The following is a 24,798-nucleotide window of genomic DNA, read 5'->3' as shown; positions in this document are numbered from 1 at the left end:
TCCCGCTAGGCGGATCGCTCCAGGGCGCGCAGGGAGCGGTCGGTGATGGACCGGGCTCCGCGTCCTATGGCGATGGTGCCGGACTGCACCAGTTCCTTGATGCCGAAGGGCTCCAGCATGCGCAGCATGGCTTCGAGTTTGTCACTGCTGCCGGTGGCCTCGATGGTGACGGCCTCGGGTGCGACGTCGACGGTCTTGGCGCGGAAGAGCTGCACGATTTCCACGATCTGGGACCTGGTGTCGTTGTCGGCCCTGACCTTCACCAGAACGAGTTCCCTGGTGACCGCCGACGCGGAGTCGAGTTCGACGATCTTCAGGACGTTGACCAGCTTGTTGAGCTGCTTGGTGACCTGTTCCAGGGGGAGGGCCTCGACGTTGACCACGATGGTGATCCGGGACACCTCGGGGTGTTCGGTGGTGCCCACGGCGAGGGAGTCGATGTTGAATCCGCGGCGGGAGAACAGGGCGGTGATGCGGGAGAGCACCCCCGGCTTGTTCTCGACCAGGACGGAGAGCGTGTGCTTGGACATGGGTGGCTTCGTTCCTCTACCTGTACGGCGATGGCTCTCGTCGGTCAGTCGTCCCCGTCGCCGAAGTCCGGGCGCACCCCGCGGGCGGCCATGACCTCGTCGTTGGAGGTTCCGGCGGCGACCATCGGCCAGACCATGGCGTCCTCGTGGACGATGAAGTCCACGACGACGGGGCGGTCGTTGATGGAGTTGGCCTTCTCGATGACCGCGTCCAGCTGCTCGGGTGTCTCGCAGCGCAGTCCGACGCAGCCCATGGCTTCGGCGAGTTTGACGAAGTCGGGGATCCGGGTGCCCTGGCTGGTGGCCGTGGGGTCGGCGTCCGGACCGTCGCGCAGCACGGTGTTGGAGTACCGCTGGTTGTAGAAGAGGGTCTGCCACTGGCGGACCATGCCCAGCGCGCCGTTGTTGATGATGGCGACCTTGATGGGGGCGCCGTTGAGGGCGGCGGTGGTCAGTTCCTGATTGGTCATCTGGAAGCAGCCGTCGCCGTCGATGGCCCACACGGTGGACTCGGGGCGGCCGGCCTTGGCGCCGAGCGCGGCGGGGACGGCGTAGCCCATGGTGCCCGCGCCGCCGGAGTTGAGCCAGGTGCCGGGGCGTTCGAAGGCGAGGAAGTGGGCGGCCCACATCTGGTGCTGGCCCACGCCCGAGGTGTAGATGGTGTCCTCGGGGGCCAGCGCGCCGATGCGTTCGATGACCTGCTGCGGGGAGAGCGAGCCGTCCTGCGGCAGGTCGTAGCCCAGCGGGTACGTCTCGCGCCAGCGGTTGAGCAGCTGCCACCATTCGCGGTAGCGGGTGGCGGCGGCCTCGCCCTGGTGGCCGGCCTCGGTCTCGGCCCGGAGGGCGGCGGCGAGGTCGGTCAGCACGTCCTTGGCGTCGCCCACGATCGGCACGTCGGCGGTACGGATCTTGCCGATCTCGGCGGGGTCGATGTCCGCGTGGATGACCTTGGCGTGCGGGGCGAAGGAGTCGCTGCGGCCGGTGACGCGGTCGTCGAAGCGGGCGCCGAGGGTGATCAGCAGGTCGGACTTCTGGAGCGCGGTGACCGCGGCGACCGAGCCGTGCATGCCGGGCATGCCCAGGTGCTGGGGGTGGCTGTCGGGGAAGGCGCCCAGGGCCATGAGGGTGGTGGTGACGGGGGCGCCGGTCTGCTCGGCGAGGGCCAGCAGCTCGGGGGCGGCGCCGGCCTTGAGGACGCCGCCGCCGACGTACAGCACGGGGCGCTTGGCCTCGGAGATCAGCCGGGCGGCCTCGCGGATCTGCTTGGCGTGTGGGCGCGAGGCGGGGCGGTAGCCGGGCAGGTCGATAGCGGGCGGCCAGCTGAAGGTGGTGCGGGCCTGGAGGGCGTCCTTGGCGATGTCGACCAGGACGGGTCCGGGGCGGCCGGTGGCGGCGATGTGGAACGCCTCGGCGATGGTGCGCGGGATCTCCGCGGGGTCGGTGACCAGGAAGTTGTGCTTGGTGACGGGCGTGGTGATGCCGCAGATGTCGGCTTCCTGGAAGGCGTCGGTGCCGATGACGGAGCTGGCGACCTGGCCGGTGATGGCGACCAGCGGCACCGAGTCCATGTAGGCGTCGGCGATGGGGGTGACCAGGTTGGTGGCGCCGGGGCCCGAGGTGGCCATGCACACGCCGACCTTGCCGGTGGCCTGGGCGTAGCCGGTGGCGGCGTGGCCCGCGCCCTGCTCGTGGCGGACCAGGATGTGGCGCACGGAGGTCGAGTCGATCATGGGGTCGTAGGCGGGGAGGATCGCGCCGCCGGGGATGCCGAATACGGTGTCCGCGCCGACCGCTTCGAGAGAGCGGATGAGCGCCTGGGCGCCCGTGACGTGCTCGACGGTGGCGGCGGGCTGCTGGGTGCCGCCACGGGGGGCCCGTGGCTGCGGCTTGGGGGCCCCGGTGGCCTGTTCGGTCATCGACATTCTCTTCTCGGAGATGAGGGTGATGCGCTGGTGCGGGTGCGGGTTTCGGTATCGGTGCAACAAAAAACCCCCCGTGCCGGATGGCATGCGAGGGGAGCGCGTCGCTGGTCCGCGGGGGTGTCCCGGGGTCAGCCGACGCGCCGTCCAAGTACGAGAATTCGGGTCTGCATGGTGATGACCCTCCACCTATGGGCGGCCCTGTGTCAAGTGGGCGGAATCCACGTCTCACTATGTGGGCGCCACCGGGGACGGGGCGGGCCCGGCGGCGGTCGGGTCGGTGCGGCCGTGCAGCCGGGGCGCCGGAACGGTGGCCAGATCGGCGGCCGGCTCCGGGGGCTGCCCGGCCGGCCGGGGCGGCCGGCCGCTCTCCAGCAGCCGGTGCAGGCGGATCGGGTCCAGGGGCTCACCGAAGACAGGGCCCTGGGCGTGGCTGCACCCCAGGGCGCACAGGGTGGCGGCGAGGTCGGGGTGGTCGACGCCGTCGGCCAGGGTGTGGACGCCCAGGTCCGCGGCCATCCGCAGCAGTCCGGCGGTGATGGTGCGCAGGGAGGGGGAGTCCAGCAGCCCTTCGGTAAGCTCACGGTCCAGGCGGACGAGGTCGACGGGGAGCCGGTGCAGCACGGCGGGCGGGGTGGCGGCGCCGCCGAAGCCGTCCAGCGCGATGCCCACGCCGAGCCGGCTGAGGTCGGACAGGCGGCGGCGCAGTTCGGGCGCGGCGAGCGCGGGGGCGGACTCGGGGAGTTCCAGGACGAGGGCCTCGGCGGGCAGGTCGTGCTCGGCCAGGAGGGCCTCGATGCCGCCGGCGCCCAGGGCCCGGTCCGCGAGCCGGCCGGCGGGCACCCGCACGCTGACCGGCAGGGTCAGTCCCGCCGCGTGCCGCCGCCCGGCCTCGGCGACGGCCTGCTCCAGCAGCCAGCGGGTGACGTCGGTGGCCCGGTCGGCGCTGCCGTGGTGGTCGGCGAGGCGGGCGAACGGGGGGCCGTACTCGCGGCGGGGGCGCAGATGCTCCAGCGGGGTGGACAGCGGCGGGTGGGCGGAGCGCCGGCGGGCCTGGGCGCTGAGGGCGGCGATCCGGCCGTCGGCCAGGGTGACGACCGGTTGGTGGAGCAGGGTCAGCTCACCGGTGTGCAGGGCGGTGCGCAACCGGGCGGCGAGCTGGGTGCGGCGCACCGCCTCGGTGCGCAGGTGGGGCGCGTAGAACTCGACGCGGGCCTTGCCCGCCTGTTTGGCGCGGTACATGGCCAGGTCGGCGTCGCGCATCAGGGTGGCGGGGGTGCTGCCCGGCTCGGCGAAGGCCACGCCGATGCTGGCGGCCACCCGCACCTCGCCCTCGCGCAGGTGGTAGGGGCGGGACAGTGCGGCGCGCACCCGTTCGGCGATCTCCGTCATGCGCTGTTCGCGGGGGGCGGGCGCGGCGCCCGGGTCCCCCGTGATCAGCGCGGCGAACTCGTCCCCGCCCAGCCGCGCGGTCACATCGCCCTGTCGCACGGATTCCCGCAGCCGCCGGGCGGCCCGGACCAACAGTTCGTCGCCCGCCTGGTGGCCGATCGAGTCGTTGACGGCCTTGAAGCCGTCGAGGTCGATGAAGAGCACCGCGATCTCGCCGGCCGCCACCGGGCCCTGGCCCAGCGCCGCCTGGACGCGTTCGGTGAACAGGGCGCGGTTGGGCAGATCGGTGAGCGCGTCGTGGGAGGCACTGTGCCGCAGCTGTTCCTGGAGGCGTACCCGGTCGGTGACGTCGCGGCTGTTGAAGATGAGGCCGTTGAGATGGCGGTTGACGCTGGACTCGATGTGCATCCACCGCTCGTCCGGGCCGCCGTGCCGGATACGGCACTCGATGCGGGTGGCCGGCTCGACCTCGGGGGCGGCGGCCAGGAAGCGGCACAGCTCGTAGAGCACGCGGTCGGCGTCCTCGGGGTGGATGAGGCTGTGGAACGGCTTGCCGATGAGCCGGTCGGGGTCCCGTCCGTAGACGCCGGCGGCGGCCGGGCTGACGTACCGGAGCTTGCCGTCCGAGGCGGAGATCATGATCACGTCGCTGGAGCCCTGGACGAGGGAACGGAAGTGGTTCTCCTGCCGGGCCAGTTCGCGGGTGAGCTTCGTGTTCTCCATGAGAGTGATGCCCTGCCGGGCCAGCAGCGCCACCACCACGGTGGCGGCGGTGACCACCACCACCGGGTCCGGCCGGCCGCCGCCGGTGTTGTAGGTGAGCAGGATGCTCAGGAAACAGACGGCGGCGGCGAGATAGGGCATCAGAGAGGTGAAGGAGCCGAGCCGGTCGGGCGGCCCCTCGCCGTCCTCGTCCTCCGGGAGGGTCGCGCCCGTGCGCGCGGTGACGGAGGCCGCGGGGGCGAGGGGCGGAACGGCGGTGAGCGGAGGGGGCGGGGTGAGTGGGATGAGCGAGGTCGTGGACGGGGCGGTGGACGCGGTGTCCGGGGCGCCGTCGGCGACGGCCGCGCTCCCGCGGCCCCGCACGCCGGGCTGCTCGTCCTCCCCGGGCCGCCCCGACACCCAGGGGGCCAGCGCCAGCAGCAGTGACCCGGCGAACCAGCCGGCGTCCAGCAACTGGCCCGAGCTGTAGTGCTCACGCAGCATCGGGGAGCTGAACAGGGCGTCGCACAGCACCGTGACGGCGAGCCCGCCGACCGCCATGTTGACCGCGGAGCGGTGTTCGGGGCCGCGCCGGAAGTGCAGCACCAGCAGCATGGACACCAGGGCGATGTCCAGGAGTGGGTAGCCCAGGGCGAGCGCCGCCCTGGCCACCGACTCGCCCTGCCGTTCGGCGGTGTGGACCAGCGCCACGCTCCAGGTGAGCGTCAGCAGCGAGCCGGCGACCAGCCAGGCGTCCAGGCCGAAACAGAACCAGCCGGTGCGGTTCAGCGGGCGTTTGGCGAGCATCAGCAGGCCGACGATGGCCAGCGGCGCGAACAGCAGGTAGCACACATCGGCGGCCGAGGTGCGCGGGACGGGGACCCGCAGCACCACCTCGTACCAGCCCCAGATCGCGCTGCCCAGGCCCGTCATGGCGGAGGAGAGCCCCAGCAGCACCCAGGCCGGGCGCAGGGATCCGGCGCGGGTGCGCGCGTACCACAGGCAGGATCCGCTGGCGAGCCAGGCGGCGGCGCTGAGCCCGAAGTCGCCCATGACGGCGGCGACCTGGGGCGTTCCCCAGCCGAACGCGGCGCCCACCACATAGGCCCCGCACAGGGCGGCCAGCGCCAGCTGCGGCAGTGGCCCGCCCAGCAGGGCCGGCCGCGGTGGCGGGGCGGTCGGGGGCGTGGTGCTGTCCCCGGTGCTCATCGGCTCGTCCGCCACGCGGTACCGCGGCCGTGCTGAAGTCGGCATTTCGTCCATGGACCGTGCATCCGCCTGTCGCCCCCTGCTCCGCTGAACTCTCCCCGGCAGGGACGATACACCAGCACCGTCACTCAGCGCCATAGCCATTCAACCCAGAGTGATAATGAGGGGGACCCTCTGCACGATGCGTAGCGGACTCATCTCACTGTGTGATTGATGTGACTCCTGTGATCTATTCGGCTTCGGCCACCACGTGATCGAGGGTCTCCCCCGCCGCGAACCGTTCCAGCTGGGCCCGGACCAGACGTTCGGCGCGCGGCCTGAACGCCGTGGAGGGGCCGCCGACATGCGGGGTGATGAGCACCCCCGGCGCCTGCCACAGCGGATGCCCGGCGGGCAGCGGCTCGGGGTCCGTGACATCGAGCGCCGCCAGCAGCCGGCCCGACTCCAGCTCCGCCAGCAACGCCTTGGTGTCCACCACCGCGCCGCGCGAGACATTCACCAGCAGCGCGCCGTCCGGCAGCGCGGCCAGGAACTCCGCCCCGACCAGACCACGGGTCCCCTCGGTCAGCGGCGTCGCCACGATCACCACCTCGGCCCCCGGCAGCAGACCCGGCAGATCGGTGGAGGCGTGCACCGGGCCGCGCGGGGAGGTACGGGCCCGGCCGGCGACCCGTACCACCTCGGCCGGTTCGAACGGCAGCAGCCGCTCCTCGATGGCCGCGCCGATCCCGCCGTACCCGACGATCAGCACCCGCCGGTCGGCCAGGGAGGTCCACATCCGGGAGTCCCAGCGCCCGGCGTCCTGGTCGCGCACCGCCTTCGGGACGCCGCGCAGCGCGGCCAGCGTGAGGGTGAGGGCGAGTTCGGCGGTGGAGGTGTTGTGCAGCGGTCCGGCGTTGCACAGCAGCGCTCCGGTGGGCAGCGTCGGTACGACGGGCAGCATGTGGTCCACACCCGCCGTCAGGGTCTGCACCACGCGCAGCCGGGGCATGTGCGGCAGCGGGCGCACCGCCACCTCGGGGCCCTTCATGTAGGGCACCGTGTAGAACACACAGTCGGCCGGGTCGGCGGGGAACTCCTCCTCGCCGTTCCAGTGGACGTAGCTGAGCGAGGCGGGCAGCGGGGCCAGTTCGGCGGGGGGCAGGGGCAGCCAGACATCTCCTGTGGTCATGACCGCCAGGCTACGCGCGGCCGTTGGACGGCCCTCCGGCGAAGCTGTCGGCCGCGCCGGTTACGTTGGAGGACGCGGACGGCGGGACGGCGGGGACCGGGCACGACGGGGCACAGCGGGGGAACAGTGGGGAAGGAACGGTTCGGTGCGGTACAGGACGATCGGCACGGGGGCGGTCCGGGTAGGGGCCATCGGCCTGGGCTGCATGCCGATGAGCTGGGCGTACTCGGCCTCCCAGCGGGACAGACAGGGCTCGCTGCGGACGGTGCGGGCCGCGCTGGACGCGGGGTGCACGCTGCTGGACACGGCGGACATGTACGGCCCGTACACCAATGAACTGCTGCTGGGGCGGGTGCTGAAGGAGCGCAGGGACGAGGTGTACCTGGCCGCCAAGTGCGGGCTGCTCGCCGGCGACCGGCACATCGTGGCCAACGGCCGCCCCTCCTACATCCGGCGCGCCTGCGACGCGTCGCTGCGCCGGCTGCGGACCGATGTGATCGATCTGTACCAGCTGCACCGGATCGATCCCGAGGTGCCGGTGGAGGAGACCTGGGGGGCGATGGCCGAGCTGGTGGCGGCCGGAAAGGTGCGGGCCCTGGGGCTGTGTGCGCTGGAGCCGCGCGGGCGGCACGGCCGCGGCGTACGGGGCGGCGCGGTGGCGCCGGACCGGTACGACCGCACGGTGCGGGTGCTCGGCCGGATCCAGCAGGTGTTCCCGGTGAACTCCGTCCAGGCGGAGCTGTCGGTGTGGTCGCCGGAGGCGCTGCGCGGGCTGCTGCCGTGGTGCGAGGCGCGGGGGATCGGGCTGCTGGCGGCGATGCCGCTGGGCAACGGCTTCCTCAGCGGCACGCTGACGCCCGGCGTCGGCTTCGAACCGGAGGACCTGCGGGCCCGGCATCCGCGCTTCACGGCGGAGATGATGGCGGCCAACCAGCCGCTGGTGGCGGGGCTGCGCCGGGTGGCCGCCCGGCACGAGGGGGCAACGGTCGCCCAGGTGGCGCTGGCGTGGCTGCTGGCGCAGGGGCGGCACGTGATACCGATACCCGGCACCAAGCAGGAGCACTGGGCGCGGGAGAACGCGGCGGCCGACGAGGTCCGGCTGACGCCGCAGGACCTGAAGGAGATCGCGGCGCTGCCGGCGGCCCAGGGCTCCTGGGAATGACGTCCGTGCCCAGGGGCGGAAGGTTCCGCGCGGATCCGGGCGAGCCAGCCCCGGGGCGGCGGAGAGCCGGGCGGCGGCCCCTCGGCGGTCCCCGGTCAGCCCTGCGGGGTGACCCGTTCCTCCCGCAGCAGGCCCAGCCGGTGCGCCAGTGCCGCCGCCTCCCCGCGGCCCGACACCTCCAGCTTGGCCAGGATGTGGGAGACATGGACGCTGGCCGTCTTCGGGGAGATGAAGAGCTCCTCCGCTATCTGGCGGTTGCTGCGGCCGGCCGCCACCAGGGCCAGGACGTCGCGTTCGCGGCGGGTCAGCCCCCGGTCGTCCCGCCCCGCCGTCCCGGGGTCAGCGGCGGGAGCCAGCGGCAGCCGGGCGCGCTGGGCCAGTTGTTCGACCCCGCGCATCAGCGGTGCCGCACCCAGGGCGCGGGCCGCCTCGTACGCCTGGACCAGCAGCGCGCCCGCGCCTTCGCGGTCGCCGTCCGCCAGCAGTGTCTCCGCGCCGTGCGCGCGGGCCTGCGCGAGCAGGTAGGGGCGCTCCAGCCCTTCCAGCGCGGCGATCACCGCGGCCCAGTCGGCCGCCCGCACCGTGCCCTCGGCCCGCCGCAGTTCCGCCTCGACCAGCTCCGCGTGGGCCTGCCACACCGGATAGTGGCGGCGGAGCCCGGCCGCGTACGTACGGATCAGGCCGATCGCCTCCGCCCGCCCGGGCGCGGCGGCCGGCACCCCGGCCGCGTCCGCCTCGGCGACCGCCGCCGCGTGCACCAACGGCCAGGTGTAACTGCCGGCGCCGGGCGGGAGCCCGGCCGTCACGGCCCCGGCGAACAGTTCCCGCGCGTCCAGGATCCGGCCCCGGGCCGCCGCGAGCAGCAGCTTGCAGCGGGCCGCCGGGTGGGCGTGCTGCACCGACCGGTCGTACGCGTTGTACTGCTCGGTCATCACCGCGATCTCGGCCTCGGCGACCTCGTACTCGCCGCGCGCAAGCGCCACCTGGGCGACGAACTCGGCCGACAGCGCCCGGTTCACCGGGGACGCCGCGTCGGCGGCGGCGGTGCGCCCGGCCGTCGCCGCGTCGTCCCAGCGGCCCAGGGAGTACAGCGCGTCACCGCGGTTGCGGTGCAGCCACACCGCGGTCTGCCGCAGCCGCCACCGGTCGGTGAGCTTCAGCGCCTCCTCGCCCACCTCCAGGGACTCCCGGGAACGGCCCACGGTCTCCAGGACCGACTGGAGATTGACGTGGCTGCGGGTGAAGACATTGACGTGGTGCCCGGCCTGCACCCGCTCGGCAGCCGCCCGCATCACGGCGATGCCGTCCTCGCCCGCGCCGGTCTCGCTCATCAGCCCGCCCAGACTCACCAGGGCGTGCAGCTCGGCCTCCTCGTTGCCCATGGCGCGGGCCAGGTCCACGGCCTGCCGTGCCGTCTCCAGCGCGTCCGGCCCCGCGTCGAACAGCACCCCCCAGGTGGCGGCCTCGGTCAGCACATGGGCGTGGGTGGGGGACGGGTCGAAGCCGGCCAGCAGCGCCTGGGCCCGCTTGAGCTCCTCCCAGCCGGTGCCCCGGGCCAGATGACGCAGCAGCCGTGACGTCTGGCTCCAGAACCACGCCGCGCGCAGCGGATGCTCCGGCTCCACGATGATGCGCAGCGCCCGCCTGGCCACCGACAGGCCCCGCTCCGGCTCCCCCGCGAGCCGGGCGGTCAGCGTGATCTCGGCCAGCAGGTCCAGGTGGGCCAGGGTCTCGTCCACGCAGTCGCACAGCGGGTACGACTCCACGTCCCGCGCCGGGCGCTGCGCGGTCCTGATCTCCGCCGGCACGCTGTCCCACAGTTCCAGGACGCGTTCCAGCATCCTCAGCTGCTCGGCGTACGCGTGCCGGCCGCGTGCCGCGTCCGCCGCGCGCAGCGTCGCGGGCAGCGCCTTGACGGGGTCGTTGGCCTGGTACCAGAATCCCGCCAGCCGGGCGGGGCGTTCGTCGGCGCACACCAGCGCCGGGTCCGCCTCCAGCGCCTCCGCGTAGCGGCGGGAGAGCCGTGACCGCTCCCCCGGCAGCAGGTCGTCGATGACGGCCTCCCGTACCAGGGCGTGCCGGAAGCGGTAGCTGTCGTCCTCGTCCACCCGCAGCAGATTGGCGCCGACGGCGGTGCGCAGTGCCTCGATCAGCTCGTCCTCGTCGCCGGGGACGACCGCGCGCAGCAGGGCGTGTTCCACCCGGGAGCCGCCCCTGGCCGCGATCCGGATCACCCGCTGGACGCTCTCCGGCAGCGCCTCGACCCGGACCAGCAGCAGATCGCGCACCGAGTCGCTGATCATGCCGGGCGGCTCGTTCCCCCGCAGACAGCCGGCGAGTTCCTCGACGAAGAAGGCGTTGCCGTCCGAGCGGGCGTAGACCTGCTCGACCACCCGGGCCCGGGGTTCGCTGCCGTGGATGCCGGCCAGCTGGCGGCGGACCTCGTCGACGGTGAACCGTTCCAGTTCGATCCGCCGCACCGTGCGCAGCCGGTCCAGCTCGGCGAGGAAGGGGCGCAGCGGGTGGCGGCGGTGGATGTCGTCGGAGCGGTAGGTCATCAGCAGCAGGACCCGGCCGCGCGGCAGGGAGCGGAAGAGGTAGCTGAGGAGTTCGCGGGTGGAGCGGTCCGACCAGTGCAGGTCCTCGATGGCCAGGACCAGGGTGCGGGTTTTGGCGAGGGTTTCCAGCAGGCGCGCGGTCAGCTCGAAGAGCCGGCCGCGGCCCTCCTCGGTGCCGGCCGGGGCGGGGTGGGCGGTGGGCTCGCCCAGTTCGGGCAGGAGCCGGGCCAGCTCGTCGCCGAATCCGGCGGCGGCCTGGGTGAGCTCGTCACCGAACCGCCGGTGCAGGCCGCGCAGCAGTGTGGACACGGGGGCGAACGGCAGGCCGTCGGCCCCCGCCTCCACGCAGGCGCCGACGACGGTGAGGGCGCCGGTGTCCCGGGCGGCACGGGAGAGTGCCTCTTCCAGCAGCCGGGTCTTGCCCACCCCCGCCTCGCCCCCGATGAGTACCGCCTGCGGGGCGCCGTCGTCCGCCTCACGGAGTGCGCGGTCGAGGGCGGCGCTCTCCTTGTCGCGTCCGACGAACACCGGGCTGACGGATCTGATCTGCATGTTTCGCAGGATCGCACATCCGTCCGACAACCTCGCGAGAGTTTCGGGGGCGGAGCCGGGGGCGGGAGCGGCAGGGGTCACGCGCGGGCCCGCAGCCAGCGGCGGGGTACGGACGCCCGTACGCTCGGTTCCTCCCCCTCGTCCGCCTCCGTGACGGCCGGGCGGGCGGCGCGGGCCGCCCGCCGTGCCCGGCCGGCCTCGCGCAGCAGGCGCTCGTGGCGCGCTTCGCGCTGGAGGCTCTCGATGCGTTCCCTGACGATGTCGATGTTGAGGTCGCCGTACATGGGGTCCCCGCCTTCGCCGTGGTGGCTGATCTCTGGTTGCCTCCACACTCCTCGGGCAGGCGGCGGCGGCACATCGGGCAGCCTGCGCATCTGCGCGTACGGCGGGGTCCTTAGGCGGGCGGACGTGCGGGGGCGCGGGCGGGCGCCGGCGGGTAAGGCCCCGGCGGCGGAACTCTCGGACCCCTGCTCATCGTCCTTTCCGATGAGACGAGGATCGGTTCTCGACTTGGGAGGCGAGGATGCCCAATCCGTTCAGTCTGATGGAAGCGCTGTTCCGGCCCAGTGGCTACTACACGGAGGAAGAGGCCTGGCGGCTGGAGTTCGACCGGGTCGACGAGGGCAGCAACGCGCCCGGTGGCGCCGGCCCGATCGACCTGGAGTCGGGCCGGGTCACCGTCAGCGTCCCGGGGTCACCTTCGCCGGCAGCCTGAGCCGGTGTGCCAGGGCCGCGGCCTCACCGCGGCTGGTGACCGACAGCTTGGCCAGGATGTTGGAGACGTGCACACTCGCCGTCTTGGGCGAGATGAACAGCCGCTCGGCGATCTGCCGGTTGCTGCGCCCCTCGGCGACCAGCGCCAGCACGTCCCGCTCCCGGGGAGTGAGCCCGAACGGGTCCCCGGGAGCGGACGCCGCCGCCGGCAGCTCCGGCGCGGTCGCGGGCCGGGGCTCCAGCACGACCCGGGTGCGCGCCGCCAGCTGATCGACCCGGGCCACCACCGGCGCCGCGCCCAGCTCGGCCGCCACCGTACGCGCCTGCCGCAGCAGCCGGACCGCTCGTTCCCGCTCCTCCCCCGCCGCCGACGTGTCCTGGGTGAGCAGCGCCTCCGCCCAGCACACCCGGGCGTCTGCCAGGTGGTACGGCAGCCCCAGCGGTTCCAGGCCGGCCACCGCCTCGGCCCAGCGCCCCGCCGAGTCCCGGCTCTCCGCGCGCAGCAGTTCCACGTCCACCAGCCGGCCGATGCCGGCCCACAGCGGGGAGCGCCGGGATACCGGTGCCATGGCCTCGCGGATCACGCGGACCGCCTCCGGGCGGCCCCCGTCCGCCTCCGGCAGCCCCCGGGTGTCCGACTCGGCGCGGGCCGCCGCGTGGAACAGCCCCCACAGATAGCTGGCGTTGAACGGCGGCGCGCCGCCTGCCACGGACACCCGGAACAGCTCCCTGGCCTGCCGGATGTCACCCGCCCGCACCGCCAGCTCCAGCTCCACCCGGTTCAGCCCGATCAGGAAGTCACGGCGCAGTTCCGGGGTGCGGAAGCCCGCGTGCACCGCGGCCAGTTCGGCGCGGGCGGCCGGCACATGGCCGCGCAGCAACGCCAGCTGGGCCGCCATCACGCGTGCGGCGGCCCGGGGCGTGTCGGTACGGGTCCGTTCCACGACCGTCCTGAGCGAGGCGGCGGCCTCCGCCCAGCGGCCCCGGTGCAGCATCACCATCGCCCGGTTGCAGGCCAGCCAGCTCGTGGTGTCGGCGAGGCCGAAGCGCTCGGCCAGCGCCAGCCCCCGTTCCGTCGTCTCCAGCGCCAGGTCCAGCCGGCCCGCCTCCGCCACGGTGACGCCGAAGTTGACCAGGCAGCGGCCCAGCAGACTCACCTCGCCGCGGGCCAGCACCCGTTCCAGCACCGCCGTCATCTCGGCGATGCCCTCCTCCGTGTCGCCGGCCTCGGTGTGCAGACAGGCCAGGGTGAAGCGCGCGTACAGCTCGATGGACTCGGCGTCCACCAGGCGGGCCAGCGACACCGCCCGCTCGGCCGACTCGAACATCCGCGGGCCGACCGGCTCCCCCGACGACTGCCGGGCGGCGTCCAGCGCCATCACCTGGGCGTGCACCACGGACGGCGGCAGTCCGCGGACCAGCTCCCGCGCCCTGAGCAGTTCGGCGCGGCCGTCGCTGCGCTCGGGGCCGTTGTCCATCCGGGAGCGCTGGAGCCAGAACCACGCGGCGCGCAGCGCATCGCGGTGCTCGTCCAGGGCGCGCAGCGCGCGGCGGCTGAGGGACTTCGCCCGGTCGAACCGCTCGGAGAGCAGGCTCGCCATGGTGGCCTCGGCCAGCAGATCGACGAAGTCCAGGCCGCCGTTCCCGGAGGCGGCCGGATAGGCCCAGACGTAGTCCACCGGGCGCAGCGAGTCCCGTACCGGCTGCGGCACGCCTTCCCACAGTTCCAGGGCCCGTTCGAGCAGTCGCAGCTGCTCGGCGTAGGCGTAGCGGCGGCGGGCGTGGACCGCGGCCTCCAGCACGGCGGGCAGCGCCTTGTCCCGCTGACCGGCGTGGTACCAGTACCCTGCGAGCCGGGCGGCGCGCTGATCCTCCGGTACGGCGTCCTCGGCCCGCTCCAGACCGCGCGCGTAGCGGAGGTTGAGCTGGGCGCGCTCGCCGGGCAGCAGATCGTCCAGCACCGCCTCGCGCATGAGTGCGTGCCGGAAGGCGTAGCCGTCGCCGCCCTCGGTGGGAACCAGCAGGTGGGCGCCGACCGCCGTGCGCAGCGCGGCCAGCAGCTCGGCCTCGGAGCAGCCGGCGACCTCGGCCAGCAGGGCGTGCTCCACGAAGGAACCGCCCGCGGCCACCACACGCAGCACCTCCTGGCTCTGCTCGGGCAGGGCCTCCATCCGCACCAGCAGCAGATCGCGCAGCGTGGAGCTGAGCGCCGCGCCGGCCGCGCCGCCGTCGGCGGTCAGCTCCTCCACGAAGAACGGGTTGCCCTCGGACCGCTCGAAGACCGACCTGGCCAGCGCGGTGTCCGGCGCGGACCCGGTGATGGCGGTCATCTGGGCAGCCACCTCGTGCTCGGTGAACCGCGCCAGGTCCAGCCGCCGTACGGTGCGCAGCCGGTCCAGTTCGGCGAGGAAGGGGCGCAGTGGATGGCGGCGGTGGATGTCGTCGGCGCGGTAGGTGACCAGCACCATCAGGTGGGAGCCCTGGAGGGAGCGGAAGAGGTACCCGAGCAGTTCCCGGGTGGACCGGTCCGACCAGTGCAGATCCTCCACCGCGATGATCAGGGGGCGGCCGGCCGGGGCCAGCCGTTCCAGCAGCCGGGCGGTGAGTTCGAACAGCCGGGCCCGGTCCGGCTCGCCGTCGCCCGTGGCGGGTGCCTCGCCCAGTTCCGGCAGCAGCCGGGCCAGCTCGGTCTCCCGGCCGCCGGCCGCCGCGGTCAGTTCACCGCCCAGCCGGCGGTGCAGGGATCGCAGCAGCGTCGCCAGGGGGGCGAAGGGCAGTCCGTCGGCGCCCAGTTCGACGCAGCCGCCGACGGCGGTGACGGCGCCGCCGTCCCGGGCGGCGGCCAGGAACTCCTCCAGCAGCCGGGTCTTGCCCACCCCCGCCTCTCCGCCGATGACGACGACCTGCGGCTCCCCGGTGCCGGCGCGCTTCAGCGCGGCGGTCAGGGCGGCGCGTTCGGCCGCCCGGCCGATGAACACAGGGCTGATCCGAGGGCTCTCCACCTGCCCGAGCATCGCACGAGCGATCCGGGCCACGACACCCGATATCGCGTCGGGGCCGGCGTTCACGCCGCGGTCGACCATCCTCCGCGCGCCGCCGGCTGCGTGGCGGGGGCGGCCGGCTTCCGGCGACCGGTGGGGGCGGTCCGCTTGGCGCGGCGGCGTTCGGCGGCGGCCCGTTCCAGTTCGGCGGCCCGCTGCTTGTGCAGTTCGTACTCCATGGTCATGGCGTCCCTCCCGGATGTGCGTCGCGCCGGCCGGTGCCGAGCGATGCCTTCACTGTGCGCCGACAGCCCCTGACGGCGCATCGGGAGAACGCCGCGTTACGCGCCCCGGGGTGCCTTATCCCGGCCCCCGGGGGTCCTTAGGCGACAGCGGGGGACGGCGCGCGGCGCCCTACCCGCGCGGCAGCCGACCCCGTACCGGACACGACGGTGGGGGCGGCCCCGTCCTCATCGGACGGGGCCGCCCCCACCTGGTGCCTGCCGCGCGGAGCGGGTGCTCAGCCCTGGACGCCCAGGCGTTCCAGGATCAGCTCCCTGGCCCGCCCCGCGTCCGCCTGGCCACGCGTGGCCTTCATGACCGCGCCGACCAGCGCGCCCGCCGCCGCGACCTTGCCGCCGCGTACCTTGTCGGCCACGCCCGGGTTGGCGGCGATCGCCTCGTCGACGGCCGCGCCCAGCGCGCCCTCGTCCTTGACGATCTTCAGCCCGCGCGCCTCGACGACCTCGTCCGGCGAGCCCTCGCCCGCCAGCACGCCCTCGATGACCTGCCGGGCCAGCTTGTCGTTCAGCGAGCCCTCGGCCACCAGCGCCGCGACCCGCGCGATCTGGGCCGGCGTCACCGGCAGCGCGGCCAGCTCGGCGCCCGCCTCGTTCGCCCGCCGGGCCAGCTCGCCCATCCACCACTTGCGCGCGGCGGCCTGATCGGCCCCCGCCTCGATGGTGGCGGTGATCAGATCGATCGCACCGGCGTTGAGCACGGACTGCATCTCGTGCTCCGAGATGCCCCACTCCTCGCGCAGCCGGTTGCGCCGGGCGCGCGGCAGCTCGGGAAGCTCGCCGCGCAGCTCCTCCACCCACTCCTTGGGCGGGGCCACCGGCACCAGGTCGGGCTCGGGGAAGTAGCGGTAGTCCTCCGCCTCCTCCTTGACCCGCCCCGAGGTGGTGGAACCGTTCTCCTCGTGGAAGTGCCGGGTCTCCTGCACGATGGCGCCGCCACCGTCCAGCACCGCCGCGTGCCGCTGGATCTCGAAGCGCACGGCGCGCTCGACGCTGCGCAGCGAGTTGACGTTCTTCGTCTCGCTGCGGGTGCCGAACTTCTCCCGCCCGTGCGGGCGCAGCGACACGTTCACGTCGCAGCGCATCTGGCCCATCTCCATGCGGGCCTCGGAGACACCCAGCGCCTTGATCAGCTCGCGCAGCTCGGCGACGTACGCCTTGGCCACCTCCGGCGCCCGCTCCCCCGCGCCCGTGATCGGCTTGGTGACGATCTCGATCAGCGGGATGCCGGCCCGGTTGTAGTCCAGCAGGGAGTGCGAGGCGCCGTGAATGCGGCCGGTCGCGCCACCGATGTGGGTGGACTTGCCGGTGTCCTCCTCCATGTGGGCGCGCTCGATCTCCACCCGGAAGATCGTGCCGTCGTCCAGCTGTACGTCGAGGTAGCCGTTGAAGGCGATCGGCTCGTCGTACTGCGAGGTCTGGAAGTTCTTCGGCATGTCCGGATAGAAGTAGTTCTTCCGGGCGAAGCGGCACCACTCGGCGATCTCGCAGTTCAGCGCGAGACCGATCCGGATGGCGGATTCCACGCCGACGGCGTTGACCACCGGCAGGGCGCCGGGCAGCCCCAGGCAGGTGGGGCAGGTCTGGGAGTTCGGCTCCGCGCCCAGGGTGGTGGCGCAGCCGCAGAACATCTTGGTCGCGGTGCCGAGTTCGACATGGACCTCAAGGCCCATGACGGGGTCGTAGGACGCGAGGGCGTCCTCGTACGACACCAGGTCGTCAGTCACGGTCACGGGTCGTACCTCTCACACACGGTCAGTGGGCTCGGGGAGGGCGAGCTCCGCCTCCCGGTTGATGCGGCGCACTTCCCGGCTCAGCAGGGCGAGGCCGGTGACGATCGCGGCGGCCGAGATGACGGCGTCGGCCAGCTCCAGCGCGTCGCGCTCCTCACGGGCGGTGCGCAGCTGCTTGACCACGCCGATCGCCCCGAACAGGGTGGTGCCGATCGACAGATACGTACTGGCCTTGGACTTGGTCTTCTTGCTCATAGCGCGGGTGCCTCCTCCAGCAACGGGTGTCCCCAGCGTGCCTGGAAGCCGGCCTCGACCGCCGCTCCCACGCGGTACAGCCGTTCATCGGCCATCGCGGGGGCGATGATCTGCAGGCCCACGGGCAGGCCGTCCTCGTCCGCCAGGCCGCAGGGCAGCGACATGGCGGCGTTGCCCGCCAGGTTGGTGGGGATGGTGCACAGGTCGGCCAGGTACATGGCCATCGGGTCGTCCACGCGCTCGCCGATGGCGAAGGCGGTGGTCGGGGTGGTCGGCGAGATCAGCACGTCGACGTCGCCGAACGCCCGCTCGAAATCGCGGGTGATGAGGGTACGGACCTTCTGGGCGCTGCCGTAGTACGCGTCGTAGTAGCCGGACGACAGGGCGTACGTACCGAGCATGATGCGCCGCTTGACCTCGTCGCCGAAGCCCTGGCCGCGGGTGAGGGTGGTGACCTCCTCGGCGGAGTGCCCGCCGCTGTCGCCGACCCGCAGCCCGTAGCGCATGGCGTCGAAGCGGGCCAGGTTGGAGGAGCACTCGGAGGGCGCGATGAGGTAGTACGCGGCGAGCGCCTTGTCGAAGGACGGGCAGGACACCTCGACGACCTCGGCACCCAGCTCGCGCAGCAGCTCCACGGCCTCGTCGAAGCGGGCCATGACGCCGGGCTGGTACCCCTCGCCGCGGAACTCCTTGACCACGCCGACCCGCAGCCCGGCCACCGAGCCGTTGCGGGCCGCCTCGACGACGGCGGGCACCGGCGCGTTGATGGAGGTGGAGTCCAGCGGGTCGTGCCCGGCGATCGCCTCGTGCAGCAGCGCCGTGTCCAGCACGGTGCGGGCGCACGGGCCGCCCTGGTCCAGGGAGGAGGAGAAGGCGATCATGCCGTAGCGGGAGACCCCGCCGTAGGTGGGCTTGACGCCGACCGTGCCGGTGACCGCGGCGGGCTGCCGGATGGAGCCGCCGGTGTCGGTGCCGATGGCCAGCGGCGCCTGGTAGGAGGCGATCGCGGCGGCCGAGCCGCCGCCGGAGCCACCGGGGATGCGGGTGAGGTCCCACGGGTTGCCGGTGGGACCGTACGCGCTGGTCTCGGTGGAGGAGCCCATGGCGAACTCGTCCATGTTGGTCTTGCCCAGGATCACCACCCCGGCGGCCTTCAGGCGGCGGGTGACGGTGGCGTCGTAGGGCGGGATCCAGCCCTCGAGGATCTTGGAGCCACAGGTGGTGGGGACGCCCTCGGTGGTGAAGATGTCCTTGAGCGCGAGCGGGACGCCGGCCAGCGGGCCGAGCTTCTCGCCGGCGGCGCGCCGCTGGTCGACGGCGCGGGCCTGGGCGAGGGCGCCCTCGCGGTCCACGTGCAGGAAGGCGTGCACCTTCTCGTCGACGGCGTCGATCCGCGCCAGGTGCGCCTCGGCGACCTCGGTGGCGGTGACGGAGCCGGCGGCGATCTGTGCGGCGGTCTCGGCGGCGGTGCGGTGGATCACGTCGGTCATGCCTCCTCCCCGAGGATCTGCGGCACCTTGAAGCGCTGCTGGGCGGCGGCGGGCGCGCCGGAGAGCGCCTGCTGCGGGGTGAGCGAGGGCCGTACCTCGTCCGGGCGCATGACGTTGGTCAGCGGCAGCGGGTGGGAGGTCGGGGGCACATCCTGGTCGGCGACATCGGAGACGCGGGCGACCGCGCCGATGATGTCGTCGAGCTGCCCGGCGAAGTGGTCGAGCTCTTCGTCCGTCAGCTCCAGACGTGCCAGCCGGGCGAGGTGGGCGACCTCCTCGCGCGTGATGCCTGGCATGCGGCGATCCTCATTGTTGGTCGAGGGCTGGTTTCGGCCCCAATCCTATGGGTCCGGCGAGGGCGCCCGCGCGCGCGTTACCGGCGGGGGCCCGGGGCGGGCCGCCGGGCGGGGTGCGCGGCGGGTACGGGAGGGGGCGCCGCGCACCGTGCGGGCGGGGTGCGGGTCAGCGCACCGGCTGGTGGTTGTGCGGGAGTTCCCCGGCGCCGGTGGGCCGCGCCGCCTCGGCGGGCGGCGGGTCGCTGTCCCGCCCGCGCAGCCAGGCGGTGGCCTCGACGGGCGGCAGGGCGGCGGACACCAGCCAGCCCTGGACGGCGTCGCAGCCCATGTCGCGCAGCCGTTCCCAGGTCTCGTCGTCCTCCACGCCCTCGGCGACGACCACCAGGCCCAGGGAGTGGGCGAGTTCGATGGTGCAGCGGACGATCTCGGCGTTCTGCGGGTCGGCCGCCAGGCCCGCGACGAAGGAACGGTCGATCTTGAGTTCGCTGACCGGCAGGGTGCGCAGGTAGGACAGGGAGGAGTAGCCGGTACCGAAGTCGTCCAGGGAGATCTTCACGCCGTGCGCGGTGAGCCCGGCCAGGGTGTCGGCGGCGTGCTGCGGGTCCTCCAGCATGACGTGCTCGGTGATCTCCAGCTGGAGCGAGCCCGCCGGGACCCGGTGCCGCGCGAGGCGGGCGGCCACCGCCTCGGTGAAACCGTCGGTGTACACGTCGCGGGGTGAGACGTTCACGGCCACCGGGACGGTCAGCCCGGCGGCCCGCCAGTGCGCCACCTGGCGCAGGGCGGTCTCCAGGACGTACTCGGTGAGCTGCGGCATCAGCCCGGAGGTCTCGGCGATGGCGATGAACTCGTCCGGGGGGACCCGGCCGCGCTCGGGGTGCTCCCAGCGGATGAGGGCCTCCAGTCCTGCGACGGCGCCGTCGAAGCCGACCTTGGGCTGGTAGTGCAGTTCGACCTGGCCGCGTTCCAGGGCGTGACGCAGGTCGCCGAGGAGTCCGAGCCGGTCGGGGGTGTGCTCGTCGCGGCTGGCCTCGTACACCTGGACGCCGCACCGGTCCCGTTTGGCGGCGTACATGGCGACGTCGGCGCGGCGCAGCAGGTCCTCGGCCTCGCGGGCGTGGTCGGGGGCGACGGCGACGCCGGCGCTCGCCTCCATCAGCAGGGTGAGGCCGTCGAGTTCGAGCGGGGCGCTGAGGGAACGGATGAGGTCGCGGGCGGTGTGCCGGGCGGCGTCGGCGGACGCGACGCCGGGCAGCAGCACGGCGAACTCGTCGCCGCCGAGCCGGGCGGCGGCGGCGTCCGGGGGCAGGCCGGCGCGTATCCGGTCGGCGATCTGGAGCAGCAGCCGGTCGCCGGTGAGATGACCGAGGGTGTCGTTGACGTCGCGGAAGCTGTCGAGGTCGATCAGGACCAGGGCGCAGCGGGCCGGGGCGGCGGCCGGCCCGGGCGTGGGGGCCGCTTCGGGGGTGGCCTCCTCCAGGGCGGCGCGGGTGCGGTCCAGCAGCCACTGGCGGTTGGGCAGTCCGGTGAGCGGGTCCAGGAGCTGTTCCTCGGCGCGGGCGTTGGCCAGCCACAGGGTGCGGTCCAGGGCGATCAGCGGGACCGCGAACAGGGGGATGAGCAGCGGTACTTCGGCGGCGACCACGACGATGAGCGGGGCGAAGCACAGCAGGGCGAGCGCTATCGTGCCCTGCCGCAGCAGCGCGGCGGCGGTGACCGCGGAACCGGCGGCGGGCAGCGCGGCGGAGGGGGTGTCGCACAGCCAGTGCAGGGTGCGCGAGACCACCAGGTAGGCCACGGCGCCCAGCAGCAGCTGGAGGAGGATGGCCGGGGTCCAGTCGTCGGGGTGCCACGGGTGCGCGACGCTGGGCCGCACGCCGAAGACGGCCAGCGTCAGTCCGGCGGCGCCGACTCCCAGGATGTCGATGGACCCGTGGACCAGAGCTTGTTGGCGCCGGTCGCGGCGGGCGGCGCCGACGAGGGTGACCACGGCGAGGCTGATGAGCAGGGCCGGGACCCAGCCGTACTGGAGCAGCATGGACAGCGCCAGGGCGGCGCCCGAGCCGGAGCTGCCCCACCAGCGGTCGCCGCGTACGGCCACCAGGTGGGTGACCACGACGCCGGTGAGCAGCGCGAAACCTAATCCGGCGCGGGCGCCCGGGAAGAGGGCATGTCCCTCGGCGACCACCCGGCTGACGCCGATGAGCAGGGCGATGGCGGCGGTGATGAGGACGGCGGGCCGGGTGTACCGGGCCAGCCACGCGCAGTTGCGCCGCTGGGTCGGTCTTCCCGTGGGGGCTGACTGCATGCGGGTCCCTCTCACGGCTTCCTTGCCCGCGCCAGGGCAGGCACACCCCCCACACTAGGCCGCGGTCCGCCCCATCGTGCGCGGGGTGGCGGAAAGTCGGGCGTTTTCTTCACACCTTGCGGGCGGAAGCCACGTTCCCTGCTATATGCCGTCGCCCCGCGTCACCCACACGTCATCTTCTGTTGCCTCCGCGTCATTTCTTCTCTTTCGCCGCTTCCTGCCCGTTCTTCCCGGCGTTTTCGCCCGCTTCCTCCGCTTCCTCCCCCACGCCCAGGGCCACTTCACGCGCCGCGTCGGCGCCCTGATCCAGCAGCACCGCGAAGCCCGCCTCGTCCAGCACCGGCACCTTCAGCTGGACGGCCTTGTCGTACTTCGAACCGGGGCTGTCCCCCACCACCACAAAACCGGTCTTCTTGGAGACGGATCCGGTCACCTTGGCGCCCCGGCTCTGGAGCGCTTCCTTGGCCCCGTCACGGGTGTGCGAGCCGAGCGTGCCGGTGACCACCACCGTGACCCCCTCCAGCGGGCGCGGTCCGGCGTCCTGACCGGCCCCCTCGTCCTCCATCCGCACCCCGGCGGCCCGCCACCGTTCGACGATCTCGCGGTGCCAGTCGACGGCGAACCAGTCCGTGAGCGAGGCCGCGATGGTCGGGCCCACCCCCTCGGTGGCCGCCAGCTCCTCCTCACCGGCCGTCATGATGCGGTCCAGCGAACCGAATTCACGCGCCAGCGCCTGCGCCGCCACCGGCCCCACGTGCCGGATGGACAGACCGGTCAGGATCCTGGCCAGCGGCCGCTGCTTGGCGGCCTCGATCGCCTCCAGCATCGCCAGGGTGTTCTTCTTGGGCTCGCCCTGCTGATTGGCGAAGAAGGTGACGACCTTCGGCTCGCCGGTCTCCGGGTCGCGCTTGGGCAGCCCGGTGTCCTGGTCCAGCACGTAGGAGGTGATCGGCAGCAACTCCTCGACCCGCAGATCGAACAGCCCGCCCTCGTCGGCCAGCGGCGGGGTGGCCGGCTGGATCGGCTGGGTGAGCGCGGTCGCCGCCACGTACCCGAAGTGGTCGATGTCCAGGCACTTGCGGCCGGCCAGGTAGTACAGCCGCTCCCGCAACTGTGCGGGGCACGAGCGCGCGTTGGGGCAGCGCAGATCGATGTCCCCCTCCTTCATGGGCCGCAGCGCCGTACCGCACTCGGGACACTCGGCGGGCATCACGAACTCGCGCTCGCTGCCGTCCCGCAGGTCGGCCACCGGCCCCAGGATCTCGGGGATGACATCGCCCGCCTTGCGCAGCGCGACGGTGTCCCCGATCAGCACCCCCTTGGCCTTGACCACCTGCTGGTTGTGCAGGGTGGCGAACTCCACCTCCGAGCCGGCCACGGTGACCGGCTCCACCACGGCGTACGGGGTGATCCGGCCGGTGCGCCCGACGCCGACCCGGATGTCCACCAGCTTGGTGTTGACCTCCTCCGGCGGGTACTTCCAGGCGATGGCCCAGCGCGGCGCCCGCGAGGTGGAGCCAAGCCGCCCCTGGAGCGGGATCTCGTCCAGCTTGACGACGACGCCGTCGATCTCGTGCTCGACGGCGTGCCGGTGCTCCCCGTAGTGGGCGATGAACTCGCGCACCCCGCTCAGCGAGGTGACGACCTGGGCGGCCCGGGCGGTGGGCATGCCCCACTCGTGCAGCAGCTCGTACGCGTGGGAGAGGCGGTCGATGTCGAAGCCCTCGCGCGCGCCGATGCCGTGCACCACCATCTGCAGGGGGCGGGAGGCGGTGACCTTCGGGTCCTTCTGGCGCAGCGAACCGGCCGCCGCGTTGCGCGGGTTGGCGAACGGTTTCTCCCCCGCGTCCACCAGGCGGGCGTTCAGCTCCTCGAAGCGCTCCATGGGAAAGAACACCTCACCGCGGATCTCCACCAGCGCCGGGATCCGGTCCCCGCTCAGCCGGGTGGGGATCTCCTGGATGGTGCGGACGTTGGGGGTGATGTCCTCCCCGGTCCGGCCGTCGCCACGGGTGGCGGCACGGGTGAGGCGGCCGTGCTCGTAGGTGAGGTTGACGGCGAGACCGTCCACCTTCAGCTCGCACAGGAAGTGGTACGGGATGCCGTCCAGTTCGTCGGCGACCCGGTCCGCCCAGGCGTCGAGTTCGGCGTCGTCGAAGGCGTTGTCGAGCGAGAGCATGCGTTCGGCGTGCTCGACGGAGGTGAACTCCGTCTCGTACACCCCGGCCACCTTCTGGGTGGGCGAGTCGGGGGTGCGCAGCTCGGGGTGGGCCTCCTCCAGCACGTGGAGTTCGCGCAGCAGCGCGTCGAACTCGGCGTCGCTGATCACCGGCGTCTTCACGTAGTAGCGGAAGCGGTGCTCCTCGACCTGCTCAGCGAGCCGGGCGTGCCGCTCCCGCGCCTCGGCGGGCACTGCTGACTGCTGTTCGACCGACACCGTCTTGTCTCCGTCCTCACTCAGGGTTGTCCGCGAGGGATCTCGCCGCCCGGACGCAATGCGCCAGCGCCGCCCGGGCGTACGCCGGGGAGGCGCCCGCGAGACCACACGTCGGAGTGATCACCACGGACTCGCTGAGCAGACCGGGTGAGAGCCCCAGCCTGCGCCACAGCGACCTGACTCCACTGACCGTACCGGCCGGGTCTGACAATTCCGCGGCCCGCTCGCCGGTGCCGGGCAGCACGCCGAGGAAGAGAGCCGTGCCGCCTTCCGCCGCCTCCCCGATCGCCTCGTCCTCACGCTCGGTGAGCAGCGAGAAGTCGAGGGAGACACCGTCGGCGCCGGCCCGGCGCAGCAGCGGGAGGGGCACGCCGGAGGCGCAGGAGTGCACGACGACAGGGGCGCCCGCCTCGTGGCCCACCGCGATCAGTTCGCGCAGCGCGCCCTCGGCGACGGCGCGGTCCACGGCGCGGTGGGTGCGGTAGCCGCTGGCGGTGGGGACGGCGCCGTGCAGCACGGCGGTGAGGGAGGGTTCGTCGAGCTGGAGGACGGGTTGGGCGCCGGGGACGCGGCGGCGCACCTCGGCGAGGTGGCCGCGCAGCCCCTCGGCGAGGGAGGCGGTGAGGTCACGGCAGGCGCCCGGGTCGCCGAGCATGGCCTCGCCGGTGCGGCGTTCGAGGGTGGCGGCCAGGGTCCAGGGGCCGACGGCGGAGATCTTCAGCGCGCCCCGGTGGCCCTGGGTGAACTCCTCCAGGGTGTCGAGGTCTTCGCGCAGCCAGGCGCGGGCGCGGCGGGTGTCGCGTCCGGGGCGGTCGCTGATCCGCCAGCCACTGGGCTCCAGATGGACGTACAGCTCGGCCAGCAGCCCGGCGGTGCGGCCGGTCATGTCGGCCCCGGGGCCGCGGGCGGGGAGTTCGGGCAGGTACGGCAGGGACTCCAGGGAGCCGGTGACGGTGCGCACCGACTCCCTGATGTCCTCGCCCGGCATGGAGCCGATCCCGGTGGCCGCGGCGGGGCCCCAGGGGTGTCGCGGTGCGTTCGCCGCGTCGTCGTTCGCCGTGTCGTTCACCCCGGCAGCCTACGAGTTCCG

At 73.4% G+C, this 24,798-nt stretch carries 17 protein-coding genes; 2 read left to right on the top strand and 15 right to left on the bottom strand.

Annotated features, from left to right (window positions below):
• Positions 1 to 5: 5 nt before the first annotated feature.
• The 4 genes from ilvN to ACTFAP_RS22485 all read right to left on the bottom strand — a co-directional run bounded on the left by ilvN (position 6) and on the right by ACTFAP_RS22485 (position 6,923).
• Positions 6 to 530: an acetolactate synthase small subunit gene (gene ilvN / locus ACTFAP_RS22500; protein ID WP_019434252.1), complete on the bottom strand. Its 525-nt coding sequence runs from the start codon at positions 528 to 530 to the stop codon at positions 6 to 8.
• Between the two features lie 44 nt (positions 531 to 574).
• Entirely contained in the window at positions 575 to 2,446 is a 1,872-nt protein-coding gene (locus tag ACTFAP_RS22495; RefSeq protein WP_390125956.1) for an acetolactate synthase large subunit, read from the bottom strand.
• A 234-nt stretch (positions 2,447 to 2,680) separates the two neighbouring features.
• On the bottom strand, positions 2,681 to 5,752 hold the full coding sequence (locus tag ACTFAP_RS22490) for a putative bifunctional diguanylate cyclase/phosphodiesterase (RefSeq protein ID WP_500467262.1): 3,072 nt from the start codon (positions 5,750 to 5,752) through the stop codon (positions 2,681 to 2,683).
• Positions 5,753 to 5,981: 229 nt separating this feature from the next.
• Positions 5,982 to 6,923, bottom strand: a complete 942-nt coding sequence (locus ACTFAP_RS22485) for a 2-hydroxyacid dehydrogenase (protein ID WP_500467261.1) — start codon at positions 6,921 to 6,923, stop codon at positions 5,982 to 5,984.
• A gap of 145 nt (positions 6,924 to 7,068) precedes the next feature.
• Between ACTFAP_RS22485 and ACTFAP_RS22480 the strand changes: the two genes are divergently transcribed.
• The gene (locus ACTFAP_RS22480; protein WP_390125965.1) at positions 7,069 to 8,085 is read left to right on the top strand and encodes an aldo/keto reductase; all 1,017 of its coding nucleotides are present in this window, start codon (positions 7,069 to 7,071) and stop codon (positions 8,083 to 8,085) included.
• A 95-nt stretch (positions 8,086 to 8,180) separates the two neighbouring features.
• On the opposite strand, the gene ACTFAP_RS22475 is transcribed toward ACTFAP_RS22480, so the two are convergent.
• Positions 8,181 to 11,195, bottom strand: coding sequence for a helix-turn-helix transcriptional regulator (locus ACTFAP_RS22475; protein ID WP_500467260.1), 3,015 nt, complete (start codon positions 11,193 to 11,195; stop codon positions 8,181 to 8,183).
• A gap of 77 nt (positions 11,196 to 11,272) precedes the next feature.
• A complete protein-coding gene (locus tag ACTFAP_RS22470; RefSeq protein ID WP_400013667.1) occupies positions 11,273 to 11,479 on the bottom strand; it encodes a hypothetical protein in 207 nt (68 codons plus the stop codon).
• Between the two features lie 239 nt (positions 11,480 to 11,718).
• On the opposite strand from ACTFAP_RS22470, the gene ACTFAP_RS22465 reads away from it, so the two are divergent.
• A complete protein-coding gene (locus tag ACTFAP_RS22465; protein ID WP_495682115.1) occupies positions 11,719 to 11,910 on the top strand; it encodes a DUF6191 domain-containing protein in 192 nt (63 codons plus the stop codon).
• Here ACTFAP_RS22465 and ACTFAP_RS22460 read toward each other — a convergent pair.
• From ACTFAP_RS22460 to ACTFAP_RS22420, 9 genes are all read right to left on the bottom strand, one after another.
• A complete protein-coding gene (locus ACTFAP_RS22460; RefSeq protein WP_500467259.1) occupies positions 11,876 to 14,977 on the bottom strand; it encodes a helix-turn-helix transcriptional regulator in 3,102 nt (1,033 codons plus the stop codon). The two genes, ACTFAP_RS22465 and ACTFAP_RS22460, sit on opposite strands and share 35 nt — an antisense overlap.
• The gene (locus ACTFAP_RS22455) at positions 14,974 to 15,135 is read right to left on the bottom strand and encodes a hypothetical protein (protein WP_495682113.1); all 162 of its coding nucleotides are present in this window, start codon (positions 15,133 to 15,135) and stop codon (positions 14,974 to 14,976) included. The genes ACTFAP_RS22460 and ACTFAP_RS22455 overlap by 4 nt, the downstream gene beginning before the upstream one ends.
• A 275-nt stretch (positions 15,136 to 15,410) precedes the next feature.
• Positions 15,411 to 16,922, bottom strand: a complete 1,512-nt coding sequence (gene gatB / locus ACTFAP_RS22450) for an Asp-tRNA(Asn)/Glu-tRNA(Gln) amidotransferase subunit GatB (RefSeq protein ID WP_030738860.1) — start codon at positions 16,920 to 16,922, stop codon at positions 15,411 to 15,413.
• 12 nt (positions 16,923 to 16,934) lie between these two features.
• The gene (locus ACTFAP_RS22445; RefSeq protein ID WP_030738856.1) at positions 16,935 to 17,177 is read right to left on the bottom strand and encodes a hypothetical protein; all 243 of its coding nucleotides are present in this window, start codon (positions 17,175 to 17,177) and stop codon (positions 16,935 to 16,937) included.
• Positions 17,174 to 18,667, bottom strand: coding sequence for an Asp-tRNA(Asn)/Glu-tRNA(Gln) amidotransferase subunit GatA (gene gatA / locus ACTFAP_RS22440; RefSeq protein WP_400013662.1), 1,494 nt, complete (start codon positions 18,665 to 18,667; stop codon positions 17,174 to 17,176). The genes ACTFAP_RS22445 and gatA overlap by 4 nt, the downstream gene beginning before the upstream one ends.
• The gene (gatC, locus tag ACTFAP_RS22435) at positions 18,664 to 18,963 is read right to left on the bottom strand and encodes an Asp-tRNA(Asn)/Glu-tRNA(Gln) amidotransferase subunit GatC (protein ID WP_019434265.1); all 300 of its coding nucleotides are present in this window, start codon (positions 18,961 to 18,963) and stop codon (positions 18,664 to 18,666) included. Before gatC ends, gatA begins: the two co-directional genes overlap by 4 nt.
• A gap of 166 nt (positions 18,964 to 19,129) precedes the next feature.
• Positions 19,130 to 21,271: an EAL domain-containing protein gene (locus ACTFAP_RS22430; RefSeq protein WP_495682111.1), complete on the bottom strand. Its 2,142-nt coding sequence runs from the start codon at positions 21,269 to 21,271 to the stop codon at positions 19,130 to 19,132.
• A 193-nt stretch (positions 21,272 to 21,464) separates the two neighbouring features.
• Entirely contained in the window at positions 21,465 to 23,708 is a 2,244-nt protein-coding gene (gene ligA, locus ACTFAP_RS22425; RefSeq protein ID WP_500467258.1) for an NAD-dependent DNA ligase LigA, read from the bottom strand.
• Between the two features lie 16 nt (positions 23,709 to 23,724).
• Positions 23,725 to 24,777: a methionine synthase gene (locus ACTFAP_RS22420; protein WP_451749739.1), complete on the bottom strand. Its 1,053-nt coding sequence runs from the start codon at positions 24,775 to 24,777 to the stop codon at positions 23,725 to 23,727.
• Between the last annotated feature and the right edge of the window lie 21 nt (positions 24,778 to 24,798).

Source organism: Streptomyces sp. PH9007, assembly GCF_059813725.1.
Note: the sequence above shows the minus strand (reverse complement) of the source record. Positions and strands in the feature narration are given on the sequence as shown.

Bases quoted from the DNA above. Each gene is read 5' to 3' on its own strand.
- ilvN (WP_019434252.1), bottom strand. From the start codon at position 530: ATGTCCAAGCACACGCTCTCCGTCCTGGTCGAGAACAAGCCGGGGGTG.
- ACTFAP_RS22495 (WP_390125956.1), bottom strand. From the start codon at position 2,446: ATGACCGAACAGGCCACCGGGGCCCCCAAGCCGCAGCCACGGGCCCCC.
- ACTFAP_RS22490 (WP_500467262.1), bottom strand. From the start codon at position 5,752: ATGAGCACCGGGGACAGCACCACGCCCCCGACCGCCCCGCCACCGCGG.
- ACTFAP_RS22485 (WP_500467261.1), bottom strand. From the start codon at position 6,923: ATGACCACAGGAGATGTCTGGCTGCCCCTGCCCCCCGCCGAACTGGCC.
- ACTFAP_RS22475 (WP_500467260.1), bottom strand. From the start codon at position 11,195: ATGCAGATCAGATCCGTCAGCCCGGTGTTCGTCGGACGCGACAAGGAG.
- ACTFAP_RS22470 (WP_400013667.1), bottom strand. From the start codon at position 11,479: ATGTACGGCGACCTCAACATCGACATCGTCAGGGAACGCATCGAGAGC.
- ACTFAP_RS22465 (WP_495682115.1), top strand. From the start codon at position 11,719: ATGCCCAATCCGTTCAGTCTGATGGAAGCGCTGTTCCGGCCCAGTGGC.
- ACTFAP_RS22455 (WP_495682113.1), bottom strand. From the start codon at position 15,135: ATGACCATGGAGTACGAACTGCACAAGCAGCGGGCCGCCGAACTGGAA.
- ACTFAP_RS22445 (WP_030738856.1), bottom strand. From the start codon at position 17,177: ATGAGCAAGAAGACCAAGTCCAAGGCCAGTACGTATCTGTCGATCGGC.
- gatA (WP_400013662.1), bottom strand. From the start codon at position 18,667: ATGACCGACGTGATCCACCGCACCGCCGCCGAGACCGCCGCACAGATC.
- gatC (WP_019434265.1), bottom strand. From the start codon at position 18,963: ATGCCAGGCATCACGCGCGAGGAGGTCGCCCACCTCGCCCGGCTGGCA.
- ACTFAP_RS22430 (WP_495682111.1), bottom strand. From the start codon at position 21,271: ATGCAGTCAGCCCCCACGGGAAGACCGACCCAGCGGCGCAACTGCGCG.